This window comes from Wylensekiella montiformis, assembly GCF_009697385.1.
GTDB classification, from domain to species: domain Bacteria; phylum Bacillota; class Negativicutes; order Selenomonadales; family Selenomonadaceae; genus Selenomonas_A; species Selenomonas_A montiformis.
On record NZ_VUNL01000001.1, the window covers coordinates 120,363 to 145,246 of the forward strand.

General features: G+C 42.9%; 18 protein-coding genes and 1 pseudogene. 2 read left to right on the forward strand and 17 right to left on the reverse strand.

The genetic code is table 11. The annotated features are described in order from the left end of the window. Positions 1–2: 2 nt before the first annotated feature. From FYJ78_RS00660 to FYJ78_RS13150, 14 genes and pseudogenes are all read right to left on the reverse strand, one after another. Complete coding sequence (locus tag FYJ78_RS00660) at positions 3–779, reverse strand: phage antirepressor (RefSeq protein ID WP_154619473.1); 777 nt, start codon at positions 777–779, stop codon at positions 3–5. Between the two features lie 152 nt (positions 780–931). Further along, positions 932–2,881, reverse strand: coding sequence for a DNA polymerase (locus FYJ78_RS00665; RefSeq protein ID WP_154619474.1), 1,950 nt, complete (start codon positions 2,879–2,881; stop codon positions 932–934). A gap of 63 nt (positions 2,882–2,944) precedes the next feature. Further along, on the reverse strand, positions 2,945–3,496 hold the full coding sequence (locus FYJ78_RS00670) for a DUF2815 family protein (RefSeq protein WP_154619475.1): 552 nt from the start codon (positions 3,494–3,496) through the stop codon (positions 2,945–2,947). Then, positions 3,489–4,622 (reverse strand): DUF2800 domain-containing protein, encoded by a 1,134-nt coding sequence (locus FYJ78_RS00675; RefSeq protein ID WP_154619476.1) that lies wholly within the window; start codon positions 4,620–4,622, stop codon positions 3,489–3,491. Before FYJ78_RS00675 ends, FYJ78_RS00670 begins: the two co-directional genes overlap by 8 nt. 1 nt (position 4,623) lies before the next feature. After that, entirely contained in the window at positions 4,624–4,950 is a 327-nt protein-coding gene (locus FYJ78_RS00680; RefSeq protein ID WP_154619477.1) for a DNA ligase, read from the reverse strand. Positions 4,951–5,089: 139 nt separating this feature from the next. Next, a complete protein-coding gene (locus FYJ78_RS00685; RefSeq protein ID WP_154619478.1) occupies positions 5,090–5,626 on the reverse strand; it encodes a hypothetical protein in 537 nt (178 codons plus the stop codon). A gap of 359 nt (positions 5,627–5,985) precedes the next feature. Further along, the gene (locus FYJ78_RS00690; protein WP_154619479.1) at positions 5,986–7,839 is read right to left on the reverse strand and encodes an ImmA/IrrE family metallo-endopeptidase; all 1,854 of its coding nucleotides are present in this window, start codon (positions 7,837–7,839) and stop codon (positions 5,986–5,988) included. A gap of 228 nt (positions 7,840–8,067) precedes the next feature. After that, positions 8,068–13,305 carry a DEAD/DEAH box helicase gene (locus FYJ78_RS00695; RefSeq protein WP_154619480.1) on the reverse strand — a complete coding sequence of 1,746 codons (5,238 nt, stop codon included), beginning with the start codon at positions 13,303–13,305 and terminating at the stop codon, positions 8,068–8,070. Beyond that, positions 13,298–14,314, reverse strand: a complete 1,017-nt coding sequence (locus tag FYJ78_RS00700; protein ID WP_154619481.1) for a hypothetical protein — start codon at positions 14,312–14,314, stop codon at positions 13,298–13,300. Before FYJ78_RS00700 ends, FYJ78_RS00695 begins: the two co-directional genes overlap by 8 nt. Before the next feature lie 10 nt (positions 14,315–14,324). Continuing rightward, on the reverse strand, positions 14,325–17,066 hold the full coding sequence (locus FYJ78_RS00705; protein ID WP_154619482.1) for a hypothetical protein: 2,742 nt from the start codon (positions 17,064–17,066) through the stop codon (positions 14,325–14,327). 16 nt (positions 17,067–17,082) lie between these two features. Then, complete coding sequence (locus FYJ78_RS00710; protein ID WP_154619483.1) at positions 17,083–18,699, reverse strand: competence protein CoiA family protein; 1,617 nt, start codon at positions 18,697–18,699, stop codon at positions 17,083–17,085. A gap of 37 nt (positions 18,700–18,736) precedes the next feature. After that, positions 18,737–19,477, reverse strand: a complete 741-nt coding sequence (locus FYJ78_RS00715; protein ID WP_154619484.1) for a PmeII family type II restriction endonuclease — start codon at positions 19,475–19,477, stop codon at positions 18,737–18,739. Between the two features lie 14 nt (positions 19,478–19,491). Beyond that, positions 19,492–20,691: a DNA cytosine methyltransferase gene (locus tag FYJ78_RS00720; RefSeq protein ID WP_154619635.1), complete on the reverse strand. Its 1,200-nt coding sequence runs from the start codon at positions 20,689–20,691 to the stop codon at positions 19,492–19,494. Between the two features lie 581 nt (positions 20,692–21,272). Further along, positions 21,273–21,434: pseudogene (locus tag FYJ78_RS13150) on the reverse strand (1-deoxy-D-xylulose-5-phosphate synthase N-terminal domain-containing protein); the annotation flags it as partial. Positions 21,435–21,775: 341 nt separating this feature from the next. Between FYJ78_RS13150 and FYJ78_RS00730 the strand changes: the two are divergent. Then, a complete protein-coding gene (locus FYJ78_RS00730) occupies positions 21,776–22,369 on the forward strand; it encodes a hypothetical protein (RefSeq protein ID WP_154619486.1) in 594 nt (197 codons plus the stop codon). 10 nt (positions 22,370–22,379) lie between these two features. Here the strand turns inward: FYJ78_RS00730 and FYJ78_RS00735 are convergent, their stop codons facing one another. Beyond that, complete coding sequence (locus FYJ78_RS00735) at positions 22,380–23,060, reverse strand: class I SAM-dependent methyltransferase (RefSeq protein ID WP_408014400.1); 681 nt, start codon at positions 23,058–23,060, stop codon at positions 22,380–22,382. Positions 23,061–23,268: 208 nt separating this feature from the next. Here FYJ78_RS00735 and FYJ78_RS00740 point away from each other — a divergent pair, with 208 nt between their 5' ends. Then, the gene (locus tag FYJ78_RS00740) at positions 23,269–23,640 is read left to right on the forward strand and encodes a MerR family transcriptional regulator (protein WP_154619488.1); all 372 of its coding nucleotides are present in this window, start codon (positions 23,269–23,271) and stop codon (positions 23,638–23,640) included. Positions 23,641–23,662: 22 nt separating this feature from the next. On the opposite strand, the gene FYJ78_RS13060 is transcribed toward FYJ78_RS00740, so the two are convergent. Then, complete coding sequence (locus FYJ78_RS13060; RefSeq protein ID WP_268878410.1) at positions 23,663–23,797, reverse strand: hypothetical protein; 135 nt, start codon at positions 23,795–23,797, stop codon at positions 23,663–23,665. A gap of 56 nt (positions 23,798–23,853) precedes the next feature. After that, a complete protein-coding gene (locus FYJ78_RS00745; protein WP_154619489.1) occupies positions 23,854–24,786 on the reverse strand; it encodes an LPP20 family lipoprotein in 933 nt (310 codons plus the stop codon). Between the last annotated feature and the right edge of the window lie 98 nt (positions 24,787–24,884).

Genomic DNA, 24,884 nt, shown 5'->3' on the forward strand with positions numbered 1-24,884 from the left:
TATCAACCCTCCCGTTCGATAAGTGGCAGAATGCCACGCGCCTTCAAAAAATCGTAAAGGAACAGTCTGCCTTTCTGCGTCCAGTACGTATGCGGCTTGGCATGCTGAGTGCCATCTTCGCCGGCATAGTTATGGGTCTTGGTGCTGGTATACCCCTGCTCTGCATATTGCTGGTACAAAAGCCAGATGCCACTCTGCTTGAACTGAATCCCCTGCTCGTGCAAATAGGCATTGAGCCGTTTTGCCGACCAGCCATAATCCTTGGCAATGGTTGTAATGGGCATCAAATCCGGGCACTGCAGGATAAGGTCGTAATAGCTGACTTTCGGCTGCATTTCGGCAATCTGCTGATTCTGCACGGCCACCGTTCCTTCCAGCGACCTGCGCTTTTCACGCTCGGACTTGAGTTCCTGTAAAGCCTTGATGGCAATATCCGGATTTGCCAGAATCTCATCCACTGCATAAAGACCATGCTTGCGGATAGACGGCAGCACCTCGGAGGTTACCCAACGTTTGAATGCCTTCGCCTTCGGCAGCTTGCTGGTAAGGATGAGACTATAAAGCCCAGACTCATTGATAAACCAACCACCACGCTGTCCCAAACTCAACGCCGTTTTGTCGTTGAGTTTATCTTCCTCATCCACATGCATGGCGATTGCTTTGTTGGTATCAGCGTATCCGAGGATTTCTGCCACATCCTTGCCCACGAAAAACGGCTCACCGTTGACCGCCATGGTACGCACCTTGCCGAACTCTTTGTTCTCGAAAACCTGAATCATAATGTTGTCCTCCTGCCCTATGGGCGATAGAATTGTTAACTCCTACATATAGAGGCGAAAAAATCAACCCCTTCATAGGTAAGAGGACAAAATAGGCCACCTTGGTCACCCAAAAATAAAAAAAGGAGCAGATTTTTCTGCCCCTGCATAACTCAGTCTTTTTTGTAATACCGGCACTCATAGCCATCTGCTCGAAGAATCAGCCCCGGTGCCCATGGCGGTGTGCGCCCCATTTTATCGCAGACTTCCTCCAATGAGGACTCCTGCTCTGCCTCAATAATCAGTTCATCATGGACGTGCATGACGATTCGCGCATCCCCAAGAGTCTGCATGGCATAGCAGAGCACATCTCTGGCTACTGCTTGAGTGATATTTTCCACCAGCTTACCAGCAAAAGTCTCGATGCGTTCCCACTTCTTGGCAGCACCACTGCCCATATAAGTGACGGAATCGCCACCGAACCGATTCTCACCTATCCGTGGCTGCACATAGGATAAATGCCTGCCGCTCGGCAGTTCAATGAACAGCATGCCACTCCGGCAGACAAACTGTATGCCATGAGTTTCCGTAGTGGTTTTCTTCTTCACAGCCTCCTTGGCGGCCCTGTCCACATCCCACCAAAACTTCACGATATTAGGATTGGCCTCCCGCCATGCGTCAACCAATGGCTGAAGTTCATCTTCCTTCATGCCAGCCTCCAGTGCTCCCATAGCCTTTAAGGCACCGACGGAGCCGCCATAGCCACAGGACAAAGTTGCCTGCTTTCCCTTTTGTCGAAGTTCACCGTTCTGGCCATGCTTTACCACTGGCACATGAAACATCTTTTCGGCACAAGCGCAGTAAATATCACCGTTATTGGCAAAAACATCCAGTACCCACTGCTCCCCTGCCAGCCATGCCAGTACCCGGCACTCAATGGCAGAGAAATCGGCCACAATGAATTTATAACCTGGTTTCGGCACAAAGGCTGTGCGGATAAGCTGGGAGAGCACATCCGGCACGGAATCATACAGAAGATGCAGCGCATCATAGTTTCCCCGCCTTACCAGCTGACGGGCTTCATCCAAATCTAGCATACTGTTTCGAGCAAGATTTTGTAACTGTACCAGCCGCCCTGCGAACCTGCCACTGCGATTGGCTCCGTAAAATTGGAAAAGGCCACGTGCCCTGTCATCTGCTCCAGCCACATTGACCATGGCGGTGTATTTCTTGACGCTGGATTTAGAGAGTTGCTGCCGCAAGGCAAGCAGTTCATGTACCTGCCCCGTAGTCTCCTTAAGCAGGCGTTCCACCTCTGATTTTGCCAGTGAATCCACGGATATGCCGTTACTTGCCAGCCATTCCTTGAGCTGGATTGGAGAGTTTGGATTTTCCAATCCTGTGATGGCCTGTGCACGTTTAAGATTCTCCTCCGTACACTTCTGACTGATAGCTATGGCATTTCGCACCAAAGCCATATCTACCAGAATGCCACAGTCATTGATTTCCTGATCCTGATGGTATTCCCGCCAAACTGAGTCTGGCACAGGAAACTTGGCCAGCCGTTCCTTGATGGCAAGTTCCACTTCCACATCGCGACAATTGTATTTTTTGAACAGCTCCCACTTATCTGGGGCATCGGCGGGCAAGTTACGTTTGCGGCCACCATTGGTCTTGGTCGGCTTGCAGGGACAACAAAAGTAGCGGATAAGGTCTTGTCCTTCTGCCATTTTCTGCTGCTCCAAGCCCAGCACCGCACCTACTGACTTCAGCGACAGCGGCAGTCCCATATAGGCAGACCACACCATAGAACAATACCACGATGCCGGGTCTAGAAACTTCCCCTCTGCCAGCAAGCCCTTATCCTGCAGGAACCTGGCAATACAGGTACGCTCAAAGGTACAATTAAATGCCCACTTTGGGGTCTTATCATCCAACAGCGCCGACAGAATTTCCTGCGGCAATTTCTCTCCATGGGTGAAGTCCACCACATGAACAGCACCGCCATCCACCGAATAGCCAAAGAGCAGGATTTCAAAATCCGAGCTTGCGGCGTATTTATACACCCCGGATTTTGATAAATCCACGCTGCTGAATGTTTCAATATCTATGCTTAAAACCATTTTGTGCCTCCTATGCAAAAGGCAGCGACCCTAAAGCCGCCGCCCTGCAAAACTTAATTACTTTTAGGACAGGAAGTCCTCATCTGCACCGTCCAAAGCGGTGAAATCATCCGTGGCACTGGTATGCCCGCCCAAAGGCTCACCATCCTTAACCTTCTGCAGATTATTCAGCCCACAGGCAACGCCCTTGTTGCCGTTGCTGTTAAATGCATAAAGGGAAATCGAGGCACGGACATAGCAGCCACTATAAACCTCGTTCCTATCCAGAATAGGACGCACGGCACGGTCGACAATCTGCGGAGCCGTTTTGCTATTGGCATTGATGAAGAAGGCATCCTTATATGCCTCATCCTCGCGCTCCGTATCCCCATCACGGAGAGGCAGTTTCAGTGCAGCTTTGTTTGGCTTCTTGCCGCCAAACTTGCCAATGCCTTCGGTGATAGCAGCCTCAACGGCCTCCTCAATAGCCTTTACGGTCTTCTTGTCGCTCTTAGGGATGATGAGCGATGCAGAATACTTAGGCTCCCCGCCATTGATGCTGGCAGGCTCCCACACATGCTCATAGCTGAGACGAACGATACCGGTAATAACCTTAGTTTTGCTGTTGTTAGCCATTTTCTTTTTCCTCCAAATTCGTAAACTCTGAACCTACATCTATTGCCGGACGCTTGTCGCTCTCAGGCACAAGCGTAGGCTTGCCTTGCGGCTTAATAACCAAGCCGCCTAAGACCTCGTTGAATGTTGCCTTGCCCATTAGCTTTTCCATACTGGTAAGGGTGATGAGCTTGTGCTCGAAGATATCCTTAAAACCTGCTGCCTGTGCGGCTTCGACCACCTTTTCTTCGTCAGCATATTTCCTGACTGAACGGCCTGCCACAAGTTTGTAACCCTGCCATTTCTTCCCATGGTTGACTGCTGCCTCAAGGGCATAGGCCGAAACTGCATTAGCCCACTTGACCAGCTCCGGCAGTCGAGGCAACAGGTCTGCTATCTCCTCATCTGTTAATAGTGGTGGCAGGCGAAACTCATCCTGCGCCACAGTCAGCTGGGCTTCGGCTCTTGCCCTGCAACGGGGAGACGCCCGGCAGAACTGACACCAAACACCTGCCGCAAACTCGCCTTCACCCTTAAATGCCATCTGTGCTCTGGGCTTTACCGTTTTCTCGGCCCAGGTCATAAGTTCATCAGCAGCGATAGACCAGGTGGACACGTTCTCACGACGGGGCTGGTAGATGGACATTCTGACCTCGGTTACATCATAGAGACTGCCAAACATGGTCAGTGCTCCCAGCGCATAAAGCATCATCTGCGGATTGTGCTCGGCATCCACCAGCACCCCAAGACCATATTTGAAGTCAATGACGTGGAGAATGCCATCACCTACAATAAGGCAATCTGCCGTACCAAACGCCTCCGGCACGAATTCCTGCAAATCCAGCCGCTGCTCGATGCACACCATAGCATTGGGTATTTCCTGCATCTGCTCCAGCACAAAGGCCACATAACCATCAGCGCATTCTTCCATCTCATCAGAATCAAAATCCGAGTGAGGCCGACGGCTCCGGCGTTTCAGTGCCTTCTTCAGCTTGTGCTCACAAAGAGCATGAGCAGCTGTTCCTTCTTCTGCCGCCTCCCCAGCAGAGTTAGGAAACTGCGTTTCAAGACTTGCTGACGGTGTACAGTGGATAAGCCATCGGTCTGCCCCGGAGGGAGACAATTTTGCATGTGCTCTTGCCGCCATCTCAAAGCACCTCCGCTTTGGCCTTGAGGGCTGCATAATCCTTAGGGTCTACTGCTGAAAGCTTTGCAGCACCAAAATACTGCAGGAGTTTACGCACCTCGTCTGTATGCCCAGCGCTGCTTTTCTCGGCCAAAACTGCCCGGACTTCTTCCAGCGTCACCTTAGGCTGAGCAGGCTCAGTTTCTTTTGCCGCCTTTGAGTCCGATACTGCCTGCTGTTCGCCAGCATCGCGCAACAGATAAATCGCCAGCGTTTCCAGCCCCTCGGCCAGTTTGTGCATGCTGTCCACTACGCTTGCCAGCGTTTGCATTTCATCTTGCTTCATCATTTGCGGTACCTCCTCAGAATTTTCCTTGCGGCGTTCCTTGCTATGAGGCTGATAACCAAAAGGACTGCCGCTGCATACTTGGAATTTTGCATTTCACATTCCTCCTTCACTATAAAGAGGACATTTTTGCCCCCTTTGGTCACCCTTCGAGCAATTTTTTCTTCAAATAATTTAAGATGCGCACTTTTCTCTTATGAATGCCTGTCTTTGAACGTCCTGTTCTAACAGCAGCATCGCGCTCTGTTTCGTCACCAATCAGTACGCCCAGCAGGTCATAGTCTTCATCATCCAGCTGGTCTATAGCTTCATGCAGTTCCTCTATTGCCACCTTTTTAAGGTAATCTTTCGCTAAATCCCTGTGACAGGGGACATCCTTGATACCATCCTCTTCCATACGATTCAGCGAATACTGCCTATACACTGGATTAGTACAACCATCACAAATGCCATCGCACTGAGAAGTTCCTTTATAGATGCAGTCCAAGCTACGCTGTTCAGCTTTTTCCTCACTCCACTGCGGACGCATGATCAGCTTGTAGAAATCTTCTGACACCGGCACATAGAGGCCACGCTCTTTAATGTAGTAAAATCTGTGATACTTGCGCTGCCAACGCTTAAACTGCTTTTTCTCCACCATGACGATTTTGTTGCTGACATAAATGCGAACCATATCCATGATGCTGTTCCTCCTTGCCGAGGAGCCCCCAGGCAAGGAAAACCAACGAAACAGCATCAGGGATGCACATACCCGTCCAGCATAAAAAGGCTGCAACAAAGGAAGGCTACCCCGGCAAATTTCACCTCACACTTCAACGTGATAAATGAAAATTCCGTCTGGTATCCCTGCCTAGGTTGCAACCTCTTTGACAGATGATTTATTTTCGATAATTCAATTGTAGCAAGAACTGTTTCATGGTGTCGGACAGCCCGTGTCCAACCGTCAACCCGTATAAATACACGGAAAAAGCGCCCTCCGACAATAATTCATATCGTCAAAGGGCGCTTTTTCGCCATTTTCAAGGACACGAAATGTCCCTATGCAGTTAGTTTTGAAATCCGCTCACGAATATAAGACATCTTATGTCCATAGAAATGTCTGAGCACTTCTCGCAAGGCACGGTGTTCCTTGTTACGCATATCAAAATTCCACGGAGAACGTTCTATCAGATATTCGCTGAGAACCGGATGAAGCTGCAGAGACAAGCAAAAATATGCCAAATTCTCTATACTGCCAGCTTCCCCATTCAAAATGCGATTAACTGTCTTAGGCGAAACACACATCTCATCAGCAATTTCGTCCTTAGTCATTCCACTTTTGTCAACAAGCACAGCTAATGCTTTTGCATAATTACCTGGCAATTCGTCAAGCATATCGTATGCCGCATTAAGTTCCCTAAGTTCTACTTCGTCCTGCGACATTTTTCCCGCATGGTCCAGACCAGCTGAAAATTCCAGATTGAACACCAATCCGTTATCCTCATCCCTGTTCAAATAGCATATAGAATGATACCTATCTTCTTCTATTTGCGAGTCAAGTTCCAAATTGAATACTAAACAGCATTCATCCATATGAGACAATGCATATGGTGTCATTTCCACACCATTATCTGTATGGTTAACATACTTTGGCCTATCATAAACCAAATGCGAATCTACATAGACATATTCAAGACTACGCTTATCTTCCCTCAAGTCATAATCCTGCAAACTCAATCGTAAAAAATCCTTGACACCAATTGAGAATGTTTGGTTATCTTGCAGGAATCCCGCCTTATAGCCGTAAGGCCGTACATACTTACCATCAATGTAAATGAATGCACCTCTGGCAACTTCATAGCCAAGTTCTATCATGCGTATTTTTGCCGACAGCTTGGACACCTCGAAAAATTCAGCCAACTGCTCTATTACTGTTTCAATTACATCCAACAGCGAATCTGTCTCGTAATCGTTTAATGCCTTCACAATAAGAGCATTCGCCTTCTTACGGAATGTCCGAGCGGGCATTTGAATCCTTGGTGTCAGTGCATTTGCCTGCCACTCAATCGTCCTTGCTGTCGACCACTTCCGTCCACGGATGCCGCCGGCAATAGCACAATCAATTTGCTTAAGGGAAGAATCTGATATCTTTTCAAGCACAAACAGCGGCCTATGAAATAACCAATGAATGCATTCATGTATGATGGTATTATTGACAGACCCCATATTCCTCAAAAAGAACACCATAGGGTCCACCATAATTGTCCCGGCCTTGACCGGCACCGTTTCCAGTCTTTCTGTATCATCATTGTAGAACGCAGATTCAGCATCTTCAAAGTATATACGCCCAAAAACAGAAGCATCCTTTGAAATCCTGCGCTCTATCTTGAAAAGCCCCATCCTTTTTAGGAGAATATCTGTATCTATTGCCATCGGCTGCTTAAGAGCCTCTGGATAGTACCTCGTCAGAACCCATTCTGCAACATTATCCAGATTCTCCTTTTTGATATCCGGAACAAAGGTATCCTTCAATGCACGAGCAGAATGGCGTTTTCCCTTGAGGTAAGGCGCGACATTTTGAATACTGAAATCCTCCAACAGGTTGTCCAAACTACCAGTTCCCTTGACAGTATACCATTTATATGTACTGCGCGTGTCATCGTAATGATGATTCCCCTCATCGCAGTCTACCGTAGCACACGCGGAAATTTCAAATTGTAACTCATTTTCAGAATTCCACTCCGTGTAAACATTCATTACCTTGACTTCTTCCAAGGTAAGTTCGCCCATGCGACGCAGTTTACTAAATTGTTCTTCAAGTTCTTCTGGATGCTCATCGATGCGACTGCAGATTGCATCATAAATTTCATCCTCATGTTCTTCTTGAAAATACAACTTCACTGACTGTGCCAAGTACAATTCCCCCTTGCCAATCCCCTATAATCAGTTTAATATTCATAGTCAATCTTTGTTAACCATGCATTAGTATACGCTTGCCGATGTACACTGTCAATAGACATAATTGATATTTGTAATCAAACAACACTATATCCCGCAAAATAAAAAATAAGCATAATCGCTGACACGATTATGCTTATTTTTTATTCATAACACACTAGTGAGTATTGCACTTGCAGCATTTCAAAATTGCTCTCTAATAACAGAATCAGCCTTTGGAAGTGCATATTTCAAAAGTTTATCGGATACAACTACTACACCATCTGTTGTAAGTCTTATATACTGTGTACTCCACATTGCTGGGTAGGCTATAATCTCACGCTTTTTCCCGCCTATGCTTATATAATGCTTTTTCCCATCAGCTTCAATAGAATACTCTGCTCCAAGGAAGTTCAGAGGATTCAAGAGCTCATGTTGCTTTGCATACGATAGTTTCCCTGGAAGCTTTGAGTGCTGACACCAATCAAGTAAATCCAATGCAGCGAATCGATCCAAAATTCCATGAACACGCTGATTCCAATAATGCATCAAACATTCATGACACGCACTATCACATTCAGCTGAACAAGAATTTAGAACATTTCTAGTTTCCTGCATCAATTCTTCTGTACGATCAGCCAACGCTGAACAATAACCTGCACCACTTGAAAGACTATCAAACAGGAACACATCTACAAATGTCTTTTTCTTTTCCTTATTGTAACGTAAACGATAACCACTCTTGATTTCATTGAATTCAATATCTAAAAGTCTGCCACCAGCTAAGGTCATAGCTTCCGCTAATGTTTGACCTGCTCTCTGAATCCACAATCCACTTGGCTCTACATTGATTTTGTCATTATCCAATGAAATTTCATAAACTACCATATCTGTTAAAAATTGATTACCTAAAAAGGTATTAACCCTACGAGATGATGGATGATGACAATTATAATCTTTATGCGGATGCCTATATGGTTTCCTGATTTTATCCAAAGCCGCAGGTTCATCCCCCGGCACCGCTGCTCCACAATCCTCGCAAACCATAAAACCTTTTCCTTTTGGCCCTTTATTCAATATAATCAACGGGTCATCAGAACGTTTTGAATATCTAAGATTATCATATGTTACTACATTGACCATTTCATCTTCAGCTGGCGTAATTGAATAACTCGGTGTCTCTGCGTAAGATAATTCAGCATTCTCATCTCCTGTCATCTGTTTACTTCCTGCTATAGGTGCAAATCCCCATGGCCTTAAAAGATATTTCTCTTGAATACTTTCTCCTCCACAAAATGGACATTTCTTAGTATAACTTAATCCCATCCAATTACATGACGGTTCATCACAATAATAGAGTGGCTTGTAATAATCTTTACTATCGAAATATGGTCTTGCTGGATGATCTTGCTCCTCTGGCTTAAATTTGGAGTGAAAACTATATATTCCACCAGACTTATATGTTTCCTTATTAATAACAATAATCCGACCAGGAGCATATTCACTTATTGCCATATCCAAAGAACGTTCTGGTTTTTGAACAATTCTCTTTCCATACTGATCCTCTACATAAAATCCAACAACATCTTTTGGGAAAGAGTATGTGGGAAAAATCCCCACTTCAAGCAAAGTATCTAATACCTTTTTATACGAATTATCATCCTCCTTATAGTTTTCTGGGAAACTCTTTACTTTCTCCTTCAATTCGTCCATTTCTGAAATAAATTCTTTCTTGTACGCTCCAAAGTCAAAAGATATCCCACTAGGAACTAGAGCCTTAATGTTAAAGTCTTCATGCCTTTTATCTTGTACAAATGTTTTAAACTGTCCATACCAATTCGCAAAAAAACTTTCTATTTCTTCACGATCTGCTCCCAATCCAATGCTATCAAAAAACTCTGTAACAAGAATAACATTAAAATGTCTAAATACTAATTTTAGATTATTAACATCAATCCATGGAGTTCTTGGTTCACCAGAAATAATTCTCTCGGGACTGTGAAAATAGTAACTGTCATGCGGACGATTATCTGCAAAAGTTACAATAGTTGATATAGCCGCACTTTTACGACCTGCACGACCTGCTCTTTGTTGATAATTCTCTCTCATAGGAGGGATATTCCTCAGTCCCACCGCAGTCAAAGAACCAATATCAATGCCAACTTCCATAGTCGTTGTACAACTTAGAATATCTACTGGGCGATCATTATTCACATGAACATTTTGAAATCGCATTTCAAAATCTTCAGTTGTTGACCAAGTATTGTCTCTTTGATCTTTATGTGACAATTGTGCTGTATGCTCTTCCGTATTAATTCTTGTCATAAGTGCCTGAGGGTCACCATCTATAGCTCTTAAAACAGGCCCTCTCCAAAAATCAATTCCTTTAAAATCATCCCCTATCATTAGATGCGGTTCACCTTTTCCACAATGAGCACACTTGCCCCATATAGTATACGGGAATATACCACTACACCGAGGACACTTATACCATTCGTGCTCCACACCATAACGAAGTACGACCGTTTCCATATTTAAATAGTAATTCGATGTAGATGTATCTGTACCCTTGGCAAGGAAATTTGACAACAATTTTGTAACGACTGTAATTTGTTCTGTCGAAAGCCCATGCTCAGATAGAAAATCTCTAATACGTGGAGGAAGCTTTGATATATCCTCTACCCCCATTCGCTGTCTGTATGCTGTAATATTTCGTCTTATTGAATCTGGAATATCTGAACCGATTGCATATTCTGAAGTCATTATTTCCATAGCCCACGCTGCGAACAGTATTTTAAACTCGCTAAGGGACATATCGACATCTTCAAGAGTTTCTTCTATTTCTTCAAAATCATCTTCATCAATATCGCACGGCTCTATCCAACACAATCCAGCATCTGTCAAAGAGCGAAAATTGCTACACAATTGACGCAAAAGATGTTCGCTATATTGTTCTGGCTTATGGTAAAAATATTTTTTTGCAATAGTAGTATATCGTAGTTTATCACCTTTCTTCTCATATCGCTGTGCCATTGTTTCAAGGTCTTCTAACAGATCTTTTTCGTTATTACCATAAAAGAAACGAAGCTTATTCAAATATGCAACTTTTAGGAAAAAAACATATAACAAGCTCATAGTTGGCTGCTCACCATGTGACGATGCCCATTCCTGCAACTCCTTAGCAGCAACAGTAAGTGCTTTCTTCATTGCATCCTCATCTGCTGCTTTTGTCAAATCACGTGCTAACACAGCCGCTCTTTGTCTACTATCAGAGAACAACAATACTTTCCTGCCTTGATTTATCAAATTTGAATACTTCGGAACAGATGGTTGTACATAAAATTGCTCAGATACAATATTAAAAAAAGGTTCATTTCCTTTAGTAACAAAATCAGTTGCAACAAAATTTCGTTTTTCACATTTTGGGCAAGTTTTAAATGTCCATTGGTTAGAACGCTCTTCTGTTTCATTAACACTAAAAGCTACTTGAATGAATCCCTCCTCATTTGCATGGTCATTACAAGTATCCAATCTCCCTGCAACTGTATTAAGCCATCCAATCTTTATATCCTTTTTACGTTTAAAACTACCATCATTTGGTATTATATAAAAAAACACTTCTTTTAGGTTATCAGATAACTGTGCCCCCATCTCACTCCATACAAAAGGATTATTGCCCTCAGATGGATCCACATACCCATGCAAAAATAAAGCACCACAAGAACGTTCATTGAATAATTCATATATCATACTGCCACAACTGCAGCGTATTCCTGGCCTTTTTAGATATATTCTTCCTAGCCCCATACTACCATCATGATTTTTACATTTGCAGGCAGGATTTGAACAAGCATATATACCTTGCAAACCACGAAACATCATATGTAATCTTGCCGGATATAAAACCTGATTGTCTTTATTTTTTGCCAACGGAGCAATAGCCAGCAACGTACTGGTAGCTTTCTGAGCAACATCAACCTCTACATCCGGAAAAGCTTTTTTAGCAAGCTGCTCAAAGCTTGTAGCATTCCCTCTCGTCTCCTTCATAATTCTTCTCATAGGATTTATGTCAGATAATTGTTTGTAGAGCCAAATTTCTACGTCCTTACTATCATTAAAATCACAATTTTCTTCCAGACGTAGCCGTTGAGCAAAATCTTTTATTGCAAGACCTTTTCTATCCCATTCTGACTGCAAAGCATCAATATTATAATCACTTAATTCTTCTGGATTTATCTCTTTTCCAGTCAGGTCAATAGGAGTGTCCTTCCCTCTAATAATTACAAAAGAATTATCCTTCACATCCTGTGCACTCAGCTCACATGCGAATTCATAAATGCTTTCTTCCGCGCCAGATGGGACACTAGCACTTGTCAGTATAAACTGTATTCTGTCACGTCCTATACCCAGTTTATGCAACACTCTGCGAATAAGCAAAGCAACTTCACCGCCAGCAGAGCCACGATACATATGTGCTTCATCGATAACAAAGAGTAACTTATTCTTTTCTGAACTATCCAACCACTCACGAGTTGACTCCCATATTGTTTTTTCAATAGGACGCATGAGCATATATTCAAGCATAGAATAGTTAGTTATCAATATATCCGGACATAAATTCTGCATTTCTTGCCGTGTAACCAATTCTGCATCCCGTGAATCTGTAATAACACTAGACTCTGACTCAAGACGATTTGCAAAATCTTCCAAACTGTATTTTGAAGGATATTTCCCCAATTCATGAAGTTTATTTTTCACCTCATCTGATTGTGCGAGGATATCCCTCCTTATTGTGTCTGCGTATTTAATATCCTCTTTCTTATCTCTTATACCGGGATAAGGTGTACGTCCTGTATACATACCAAATTGTGGAATTCTCGACCCAGGGGCTAATTCTTGAATAAGATCATGAAAACCATTTTCTCCATTTCCAATCATCTTCCTCAAACGCCCCATCTGATCAGAGACCAATGCATTCATAGGATACAACATTATTGTCCTTATACCACGCTTTTTCCATGTATCAGGCGAATGCATCTGCTCAATAACCAATTTTGTTGCCATTGGCCACATGAAACACTCAGTTTTACCAGAGCCAGTACCGGTTGAAACAAATAAATCATTGCCCTTATAATAGTTCTCCAAAGATTCTACCTGATGTAGATATGGATTTGCGAAAACACCAAGTTTTCGCTCCACCATCCCCTTTAGAATTCTTTTCACATCATCTGGAATATTAGCCGAATCTATACCATTGTGCATCTGCACATATGCATGATTGGCCTCAATATAAGGTTCTTGAAATAGCACCCCTGTTTTCTCTAACTCACTCATACACGCAGAACGGAGTGCATCATTCTTTCCTAGATAAACAGTGCTGATATAATCTACCAGTTTTTTCTTAATTGCCTCATGAGTACTTTTGACACCATACTTATCCATTTTTGCCCTCCTTAATTCGTATACCTAAACTCTCAATAAAAGGCTTTACAAAATCCCAGATGAATGGAGTCATAATCCAAGCCGATATGTCATTTACATGACGCAATGGCCAAGCGTATCTTTCCAGTAGAGAGTTCTCTTTTTCCGGAAGATGTGCATTAAGTCTCAAATATACATGTGAATCATACACTTTTATGGTTGCTTCAGAGGAATTATTTACACTATCTCTCAGCGCATACATAATCCTTTTATGATAACCTTGATTTTTAAGAAATGGATCTATCCTATGCAACAATTTCATCTTAGGTTTTAACAAATAATACTCATACTCTGATTTATTTATACAACTCCGACCAAGTATTATTCCACATACATCTTGTGGCAATGATTCCTGCCATGCAGAACTGTTATTTTTTACATAAGTCGCTGGATTAAAAAACTGCCATCCGTTTGTATTAGGGAACTCTTTCGACCACCATAATTCTTTTAAAAATTCATTTAGCCAGTCCTGAATTCTTATTAATTTTTCTGCCGGATTAACTATAGCGTTTCTTCTAATGGTAGCGACGCCAACGTACTCTATATCATCTCCTAACAATTCTCCGTATAAAGTTTCCACCCCTGTTGATAGTTGCTTTGAATATGAATGTGACAATGCTATATTTGTATTGAATCCTTCATTACGAAGGTCACCATGTTTCAACAGTCTTGTTCGAATTAAATTTACAGGATGGTGTTCTGTTTCTGATAAATTAAACCAAAAGGACAACTCAGGATATATTTTACATATATTCTCTAAAATTACTCGACTTCTTTCATATATATGTCTTCTACTTACACCTATAAAATTTGAGTCCCTATTACCGACTGGTCGATCCATTGCTATTGCTTTTATCCAACAAGACATTGCAGAATAAACAACTCTACTTCTATATTCAAGAGAAGATTCATCTTGAAATGGAATTATTCCCAAGTCCATTGCCATCTTATCTACTTCTTTTTCAGCCAATCAATTCACCTCAAAGAAATTTCTCGATTAACTTTTCACCATACGAAATTCCATTTTCGATAAAACAAGAATTTAACATTTCTTCCTTTCCTAAGGAAAGTGCGACAGCAATCATTTGTTTCAAAATTGTATAGCTTTCATTCAAATCAAGATTGTAATAAGATAAGTATAATGCATATAAATTTGCCTGCCTATTACCAATTATCGATGCAAATGGAGTTAATTCCTTCTTCTTTACCTTAAATTCCTTATCATTATTTTTACGTTTAAAACTCATTGAGATATCAAATGAATTAACAGTTTCGCAAGCCATCATATCTAGACCTTCATCGCCATTAATATAAAAAGAAGTTGACCAAACATTGGAAGGAATCATATTTAAAGATATCCCTTCAATAGAGAGAAATACCACGAGCTCTTCTTCCATGCATTTAAGTCGGTTAACTAAAACATTATAAACGCCGATACTATAACTATCAAAAACACCATGAATAAGAATTACTCGATTTTCATGTTCTTGTATTTCATTTCTTATAGTTTCAGTCAAGCTATCAACATTAATTTCTGGACTACTTATAAAGATTTCAGATAATTCCCCGCCCTTAATAGTGGCAGCAACACATTGACCTATAGATGTAGAATTATCACCAATAACTATAGGAATATGATTGCCAATTCCAAAAGAAATAGTTTGTGCCATCTCTATCGAAACTTCTTCTCGATACCCTATTATATTGAAATTTGCTATCAATTCTTCTTCAAAGGTATCTATGTCATCTATATTTCCACCGTTAACACATGGCATTAAACTTTTGTAAACATTAATTTTCTTTCCATTACTTTTCTCACTCGAGCTTTGTTCTCGTACAGGCGAAACGAATGCCATTTGACTGATAAATTCTGCAGCATTCTTTTTAGCCTCTTCAATGCGTATGGCAATCTTACTTTCTACTTCTAATGCCAGTCTCTTTTTCTCTTCTATTTTATTATTAATTCCATTTATTTCTTCAGCGAGTTCAGATTTTTGTTTTATAAGCACTTCTGCATCTTTCCGCTCTTTAACAGTTGCTTTTTCAGCTTCCTTTAATTTCTCTTGTGCCAATTCAAACATTGTTGAATTTTCTTTTCTCCATTCGTCAGTTAACTGTTCTTTACAACGCATAATCAAATCCGTGTTTCGTTCTAAAGCTACAGCTAAAATCTGCGTATCAAAATCAGATGATGTTAAATAGGAATCAACACTATTAAAGAATGAATCAACATATTCTTTTGCTTCTTGTTCTTTACATGCAAATGTTTCTGCCAATTCTTGCACAATTGTTTGCTTAGGAATATTTTCCAGATAATTCCTACACCTTTGAGCTTCTTTTTTTGACCATCCATTCTCCCGAAGATGCGTTATCGATGCTCTGGAAAGGAGCATTTCTTTTATAGCATCAAACGGTGTACGTACTCGGTAAACGGACTGGGGAATTCCTAAATTCATCTTACGGAAAACACGGATACCTGCTAACTTTATTGTATCAGTAAATCGCACAGTATAATGTGGCAACATAAAAACAGATTTATCCAGTCTCACCTTCGTCCCTGAACATTCTAAATTTCCCGGAGAACACAGTAATCCCTCTTTTATGCCACTAGACGTAGTACAAACGAACAAAACTTTGTCACTGATAAATGTTTTTTCGAACCATTGAGTTATATACTTTGCAATATCAGTCAGATTCTTACATTGAGGAAATTCAATAACCTCAGTAAATTTCGTATTCCGATTATATTCACTTTTAATATAATCCTTAGATGGATCAACATCACGAGGATCTGCTCTCCAACTCCAAATTGCAATTTCCCCATCTGTTGCTGGTCCATTTTTCCAATACAATCTATCTCTGTTCTCAAAATAATGTGGTGCATTATCATCAGGTATAAATAACTGTATTTCACCATCACTTATATCTGCCAATCTATTAATCCAAATTTGGCCATTATAATCGTGACTAATTTGTCCAATTGACACGTATTGGAATTGCCGAAATTCATCCTGTCTAAATTCATCATCCACATATTCACAAAGGCGCTTATAATGTTCAAGCTCGGATTGCATATTATATAAATTTTCTTCTGCTTTTTTAAGCTTCGAATTTATATTCTCAACTTCATCATTACATGTTTTAGTATGCAATTTTAGCTCTTTTATATTATTATTTAATATTTTTTCATGTTCTTTGTATCTTTCTATTTCAGCATTTAATTCATCAATTTTTACATTTGCCTCATTAAGCAAAATTGATGTACTTATGTTTTTTTCCTCAGAAGCACTTTTATTTTTTGATATTTTTTCAGCAAACGAAAGAGCATCTTTTAATAGTTGTATATAATCATTATTAACATCCCGATTTACTAATTTAAAGTATAAGCTAGGACAGTCTGCAAAAAAGCAATTAGGTATTGTCTTGAGTAATGCCTCTCCAGCAGAATATCCAGCATTTTCAAGTTCATTAATATTATCTTGAATTTGTTCTAACCATCTAGTAACAGTAGATTCTATAAACGCTGTGACAAACGGCTTATTGGCATTTTTTACAAACGTATCCAGGGTATCTCTATCCGATAACGTTTCTGGTCTAAACCCAGATTTTATTTTACCAAACTCTTTCGGATTTTTCTGAAAATAATTTCTTATTACATCAAGAGGTATTCGCTCACAGATATATTCTAGTTCCTTTTGCGACAAATCACCAAGATTTTTCATAACTATATATCCTTCCCTATTTGTATTTCCCATATATTTCTTTTTTTATCTCTAAATCAATCAATCGAAGTTGTCTCAACATTTCCAAGTGAATTTTTCCGTTTCTCATTGCGTTTAACATTAATTCATAAATCCTAGTTTCGTGATTTCGCTTAAACATCCTCAATAATGAATTAATCCAGTGAGGTATCGGAACCATCAATCCCTTATTCATCGATTTCATAAGTTTATAATAGAAATCATCATAGTCATAAGAACATATTTCTTTCTTAGGTATATAATATTCAAAAACTGTATTTTCTACTACACAGAGCAATTCTGTATAGCTATCATTTGATGGAATCATTGTGATACAATCCCTAATTGGCATATGCCTATAAATTCTATTATTTTCCTTTATATAAAAATCAAATTTAGCATTCGTTTCAATAAAAAAACCTTCTCTAAGTAATGAAGGATATATATCCTTCCAGAAAAAACTAACTCCTTGATTATTCGTAATTTTTATACTATGATGATATGTACTACTATGAACTTCTCTCGCTTCAAATATCACTTCTCTACCTACATATTTTCTATCAACAGATAGCGCTATTGGTTCTCTCCCTACTAGTACATTTATCATCTTGATACCGACAGGTAATATTTCTATCTCTTTATTTTTTACCCCTGTATTGGAATAAGTATACACCTTGGGGTCTGAGTTCCCACTTGATACAACACAACATAGTGCCGATTTCGTCTCTATCGGAATCATGACATCTCTTTGAATAACTGGTGGCCATATTGGAATTATTTCAGGCAAACATTCTAAAAGCCAAACACCAAATGTTTCTTTAAGATAATCATTTATTATCGAGAAATATTTTATATCATCTGCAGATACTTTTATGTTAAATCTATATACTTTATATAAAGTATTTCCTATTGCTAAATCCCCAACAAGTTCTTGTTTAATTGCTGAATATGAGTGCAACTTACTTCTTACTACAGCATAATAATCTCTATTTGTGGAAATACTATCTCCACAACGTATCTTTTTTCCTCCCATTTCGCTATAGGAAAAGATAGCTCCTCCCCTTCCGAATCCGTCAGCATAGTCAGACCACTTCCGTTGAAGCCCCACTATATTTCCTTCTCCATAAGCAAAAATTTCAAAATTTTTACTAGATGGTGGAGTGAAATCTACAGGTATTAAAGTCATTTCATCTTCAATAAAATTTGTCGGATTCAAACCTACCGTTCTAAAGCAATTACCTCCAGAGATTTTTACTTTGTATCCTAGCTTTGAGGCTCTCCCCAACATCTCAGCACCTAAAGCAGGAAAGCCAATGTTCAACTGAAACTGACCGGATACACTACTAGTCAAAAAGACAGGCAGGCCAACTCTCTGGCTCAGAGTTAACCCCGACCTGCCATCCACTCTTTTATCACATTCTGGTGCTTGTGCTGTCTTTTCTTGATGATAAAACTGACTTGGATGATTTCCCCCTCTATTTCTATAGAAAACCCGTTCGCCACATTCCGGGCAAAAGAAGCGATTTCGGCGCTCCGGTATATTTTTATCCTCAAATTCTACCGCAGTAACTTCCTTTTCTTTTCCTACTGCATAACGATCAACTGCATACTGCACGCCTTTCGCCTACCTTCTTATGGAAAATCAACTATTGTTAATCGCCAGAATTGAACTCAACCAAACTCTCCCAGTCAATACTGCCGTCTTCCTTGCAGAACTTGATGGAAAACTCTCTGACCAGCCGATTGAATGCTTTGTTGTAACTTTCCTTGTAGGAGGCCACATACTGTTCCGGCAAATCCCCCATGAACTGGATGATTTTCAGATAGAAGTCTTCCTCGCCGGTAAGTTCAGCCCAAAACTGCTTGCCTGCAATTTCCCTGTACATTTTCGGCTTTCCACGACCCGTTACTTTCTTTTTGCCATAGCCATAGCCGATAATTGCCTCATACCTGGCCTTTGCCTGCTGAGCCAGTTTAGATGCTGCCGTAAAATTCTGCTCTTGGCGTTTCTTGCTGTCTGCGTTGAAAACAGCTGGACCGCTCTTTACTGCCACGGCATAAATCGTATTGGTGGCGTTATCCTGAACCATTATATCAATCCCCTCGGCCAAAGCCTTGTTCCCGCCACTGGCAGCAATGGCCAGCGGCTCAAAGAAGCAGTTGCCGAAGATAGTTTCTTCGCTGGATGTAACAAAGGCACTAAGTACATTTTCCACGATTTCCGATGCGTTTTCCATCGCCTTGGCCCGATAGAGGTATGGATTCTTCCGCTTCATGATTTTCACAATATCCAGTCCGTCTATCTTTTCAATCAGGGTGCCATAAAAGTCTTCCATAGCCTTTGCAATAGCTTTTACGACTTCATCCTCATGATATTCTTTTCCAATCGCCATATCTTTCACTCCCGTTATAGCATAGCTGCTGCAATTTTTCCGGAATAGGTGCCCAGCTCAAGGGCATTGCGAATTCTGTTATGGATACTTGTCCCTCGGAAACGCTTCGTTTCCACAACAGCATTTTTGTCCGCCACGGCAATGACGGCTTCACCAATAGCCTTGGCCAGTCCCACGGGGACGGCATTTCCTATCTGCTTGTACTTGGCCGCAGTCGTGCCTGTGAAAATCCATCCCTCGGGGAACTGCTGGAGTCTCGCATATTCATGGACGCTTAACGGCCTGTCTTTTACTGGATGGCATAACATGGTAGCCTTTTGGGCTGGGGCTGTGGTTATGGTCGGCGACGGCTGGGCGTAGCTCAATCTGCGATAGAAACCCACTTTTCCGCCACCGGATTCATAGGCACCGCCCATAGCCACCGGAATAATATCCTTAGGTAAATCCTTCCAGTTACCGCCCTCGGGAACCATGCGCAGATACTTCTTGCGTTCCGGCGTCAGTTTTCCACATTCGCCATCTTCATCTTCCAAATCCTTTATAGCCTCGCCGACAGTTTTCCAACGATAATTTGGGTCTTGGTGCATTTGGAAGTGAGTAGGAACCGGCAGGAATACGTCTTCGTTATCTCTGCTGCCAATCAGGATGAACCGCTCCCGAAATTGGGGGACACCATAATTCACGGCATCCAGTATGCCATATACGGTTTTATAGCCCAGCTTGTTGAATTCGGAAAGAATGACATCCAGCACTGTTCCCAGCTGCTGTTCCGGATCATTGCCATCACGTTCATCCGCAGGTACATGTTTCAAAGGGGCCGAAACAATGCCCTTTACATTCTCCATAATAAAGAAGCGTGGCTTTATGTAGTCAATCATGCGGATAAAGTCCATGAATAAGCTGCCACGAGGGTCATTGATACCCAGTCTTTTTCCTGCCGTAGAGAAAGGCTGGCAGGGCGGGCCGCCGCATATCATAAATGGTTCCCCGACCTTCAAGCCAGTCATTTCCAAAAGCGTCTCCGGCTTGATTTCCCGAATATCGCCACCGAGCACGTTATGCCCATTGGCCTTCATGGTTTTTACGCAGGCAGGTTCAAAATCCTGGCCTATGGCCACATTAAGACCGGCCTCCTGCAATCCAATATCGAGCCCCATTGCACCGGAAAACAGGGAAATCACATCCCGATTATCATAGTATTTCTTGTAACTCATCATACAGTCTCCCCATTCCTCAGAACGAACTCCCTTTTAAAGGTTGTTCCTGTAACTTCTGCAATACGTTCCATATCAACAACAGAGAAGGACTCCCTGCGCATTTTTCCATTAAAGTTCTGAGGGGTTGTTCCGAGACGCCGAGCTAGTTCTGACACACTAATATTATTTCTGACGCACAGAACTTTAATCTGTTCGGAGATTGTCATCATGGTACTCCTTTCAATATTAAAACTTAGGTGTTCAATTATAAACTTTACAGTTTATAATGTCAACCACTCCTTACAGATTTTTTGTTATTGTTACCACTACTTTTCACTATGACATTTCGTCACTGATGGTATAATTCCTGCTTTTGCACCTATATTGCATACCATGCAAACACCCCTCTACTGCGTACCTGCACACTACAAACGGAGCATTTTCAGCCATGCAACCCCTCCAAGCCGCAAACTCTAAATTCCGGCATGCATTAGCCGCTCCTAGCCTATAATCCTCTGCCTCACAATACAAAAATCCCTCGAAGCCCTTATTTTATAGGGTTTCGAGGGATTTCTCTTTCCGTATGCTTGTATCAATTCTGCTATGATTTTGTCCACAATACCAAAATCCGGCCCGAAGTGGCCGCCGTGAATACTGGCCCGCTTCAACATAGCCTCCCGCATTTCACGGGCCAGTACCTTACGCTGCTCCGGGGAAAAACCTTTGATGTCCTGAGGACCATTGACTTTCTCTAAATACATGAATTTACTCCTTCGCTATATCTTACAAACATCTTTCGTTCAGCTGATGTCTGTAAGTCTATACCTTGGAGCGGACTCTAAGTCAATACCCCCTTCGAGAATTTTTTACTATGTAAATCCCCAAGAACGCAAGCCGCAGGCGCAGCGCGATTGGTTGGATTTACTGTAAGGGCGGGCGCACAATGTCCACGAAGTGAACGTTTGTGCGTTGAGTTTGCTATAAAAAGAAAAAGTGCGAACCGTTCCAGCCCGTGCCATTTCGGCAATTGTGATATTTATTACTGCATAGCTATGACAATCTTGTTAGCATGAAGCCAGATAAACAACGAGGAGGAATGGCTATGAGCGCGTTTTTAGGACCGATACACTTTTGGATGTATGATAAAATTCAGGTACAGGAGGAGATTATCCGCCGGCTGGCAGCTGCCGCGGAAAGAAATGGCTGGCTGACCGCTGAGGAAGCGGCAGCATATATAAACACGGAAACCCGTCCATTAGATGAACTGATTGACGAATCCAATATTCACGGCTGGTTATCCGCACGCATTGAACAGGTTGAAACCCGCTATGCAGCTTTGGCGACAAAACTGCTGACACAGCATGAAGACCGTCTGGATACGATGAAGGATATTCTGTTCCAGTTTGGCGCAGAAAAAAATACGGGAACGAATCTGACCGCGCAGGAGTGCTATAAACTCATCGACAGCTGCACGCTGGACGGCATGCCCTGCGACGGTGTCAACATCGTGACGGATAAACATGAGGATTCCTTCACCTGGGAGCGGCGTTCCGATGTCCACAGTATGTATTGGACAAAGGCAGGCGGCAAGCCGGAGTATTACGACAGCCTTCGAAATCGTTTCGTAGCAGGACTGCTGTCCAACACTTCTTTTTCGCTGGTTACAGAAGCCGGCCGTTACAAACTGCTTGCCTGAATCCCCATCCCTATCTCTGACAGGTAAAGCAGGCAAACGAACCGATATTCGTCACCTGTACCTCTTGATAAAGCAGCCGCAGTTTATCCTGCAGGCTGTCCAGAGTATCAAAAGGCGGGGTAAAATAACCGCGATAACTGCAGAACGTCTTGACAAACCAATCCGTTACGGCATTTTGACCGCTGATGTAAACGCAGCCGGTCAAAATGCCGTTTTTTTTCAGCACTCTCCGGGTTTCCCGAAAAGCAGCCGGCTTGTCGGGAAAGGCGTGGAATCCATTGATGGACAACACTAAATCAAAGGTATTATCCGCAAAGGGAAGGCGTCCCACATCCCCGGCTAAGAATTTCAGGCGGAACAAATTCATAGCCGCAGCTCTTTCCCGTGCTTTGGACAGCATCTCTTCGGAAAAATCCAGACAAGTGATGTCTGCGCCCGGCAGGTCACGATAGACAGGCAGGGACAGAGCGCCAGTTCCCACCGGCACTTCAAGCATTTTTCCGTCAAATCCTGCCGGTATACCGCGAAAAGCCTGTGTGATATATTTATGGTAATTCGCTTCGGACAAGCCCCAAAAGAGCCGCAATGCCATCCGTCCCAAAAATGAGCTATTGGTCATCATGCCATCATAACGGGAAGCACGAATCCCCACCCGCCGATAAGCCTTCCTTACCACTGCATCGCGCTGCACACTCATTCCCCCTTAAAAATCCTTTCTATCTGGTATTATAGAATAGAGCCCTCCTTTTCTCTGTAATTTTTTGCACAATGTATACGGCTTTTTCCCCTTTGCCCGGAGGAATGGAGATTACCCTCGTAAATTTTTCTTGACTTGGAGGGGACTCCAAATGCTACACTAGAGCCATTGATATACCGTTCTTCACAACGAGGTGAGAAAAATGACCATCAAAGAAGTAAGTGAAAAATACGATTTATCCGCTGACACCATCCGCTATTACGAACGGATCGGGCTCATCCCGCATGTCCCCCGCAAAGAAAACGGCATCCGGGATTTTGACGAGGCCTCCTGCGGCTGGATCGAATTTGCCAAATGTATGCGTGGCGCCGGAGTACAGGTCGAAGCCCTCATCGACTACGTTTCCCTGTTTTTCCAAGAAGGTACTGAAGAAGCCCGCAAGGATATTCTGGTTGAACAGCGTGCCCGTCTGCAAGAGCAACTGGAAGCCTTGCAAGCCACCATGGAGCGGCTGGACTACAAGATTTCCCATTACGATGAAATACTCAAGTGCTCGGAAAAACTAAAAGGATAATCTCTATATTTCCTATTGTCCATCATTTCTGCAGCTCATGGAACATAACCGATGCCAGAGCGGTCATGATGGCATGACAGCGCTCATCTGAAGGGCTATTGATGGCAAAATCGCCTTCTTCACTAATATACCCCTGAATCGGACGTTTTTGTTTCACCGTCCAATTCAGGGGTATTCCATCAAGACATATCGCTCTTTTGATCGTTCGTTCCGTCAGCGCAGGAAAACGACCTTCGTCTCATCGAGGAAATGCGCTGCGCCATTTTCGATCAGAACCCGGTTGGCATCGGCCATCGACAAAATCGGATTGCTGTGCTGTTTGTCCAGCGCCATGGCCCGGACGACTAGCGGATGGGAACCGGCACGTCCCGCCGTGCTCCAATCGTAGGCATAGCCCGCCATACCGTTTTCCACAACTTTATCATAATCCAGATTTTTATAGCCGTAAATCGGCTGTCCGATTTCATTTTTAATGACCGGACTCATAACGGGTTTTAAGCCAAATCCGCGGCAATCGACAATCAGCCCGGTAAATCCTCCGATAGCACGGCCGGCCGGAGTCTCCGCCGCAGACGACCCGGACGAAGAGGCCGCCGAGCCGGTTGTCGTCACCGGACGATTCACTGCCGGAGCACCCGTGTCTACGCGAACCTCTACGTTTACCGAGGACGGGGCAACGGAAGCATCCGGAGCCGGAAAGGACTGCACCGAATCCGGCCGGTCTAAAACCGCGCCGGCCAGAGAGGAGACGCCATACAGCGGTACTTCTACCGTCACCTCATAACCGCCGTCCGACGTCGCCTTTTCGGAAACGATCCGCGCCCCGCGCACCACGGCCTGAACCTTTGTTTTGACCACATCACTGCTCACCGAAGCCATATCTACCGTCGTTTCCGCATCGATGTTTACTCCTCCGGCGGATTCGGCCAGCTGCCGGTACGCGTTGACAATCGCGGCCCGCCGGGCCATCATTCTTGCCTGCGCAGCATTGCGCGCCCCGGCGGGAGCCACGCCGCCGCCTGTTGCGCGAATTACGTTTTTGTTCCAGTCTACCTTTTCTCCCGATGCGAACGCTGTCGTCATAGAAAAGATCAGCAGCGAAAGCACGGCGATAATCATTCGGAACGCTTTTCCTGTATTCCTCATTGTTCTCCCCCTCATTTCCGGGCATCTGATCGGACCCCGACAAATCTTTCCTTACCTGCCGCTATATTATTCCCTGCAGATTAAAATCCCCTGATAAA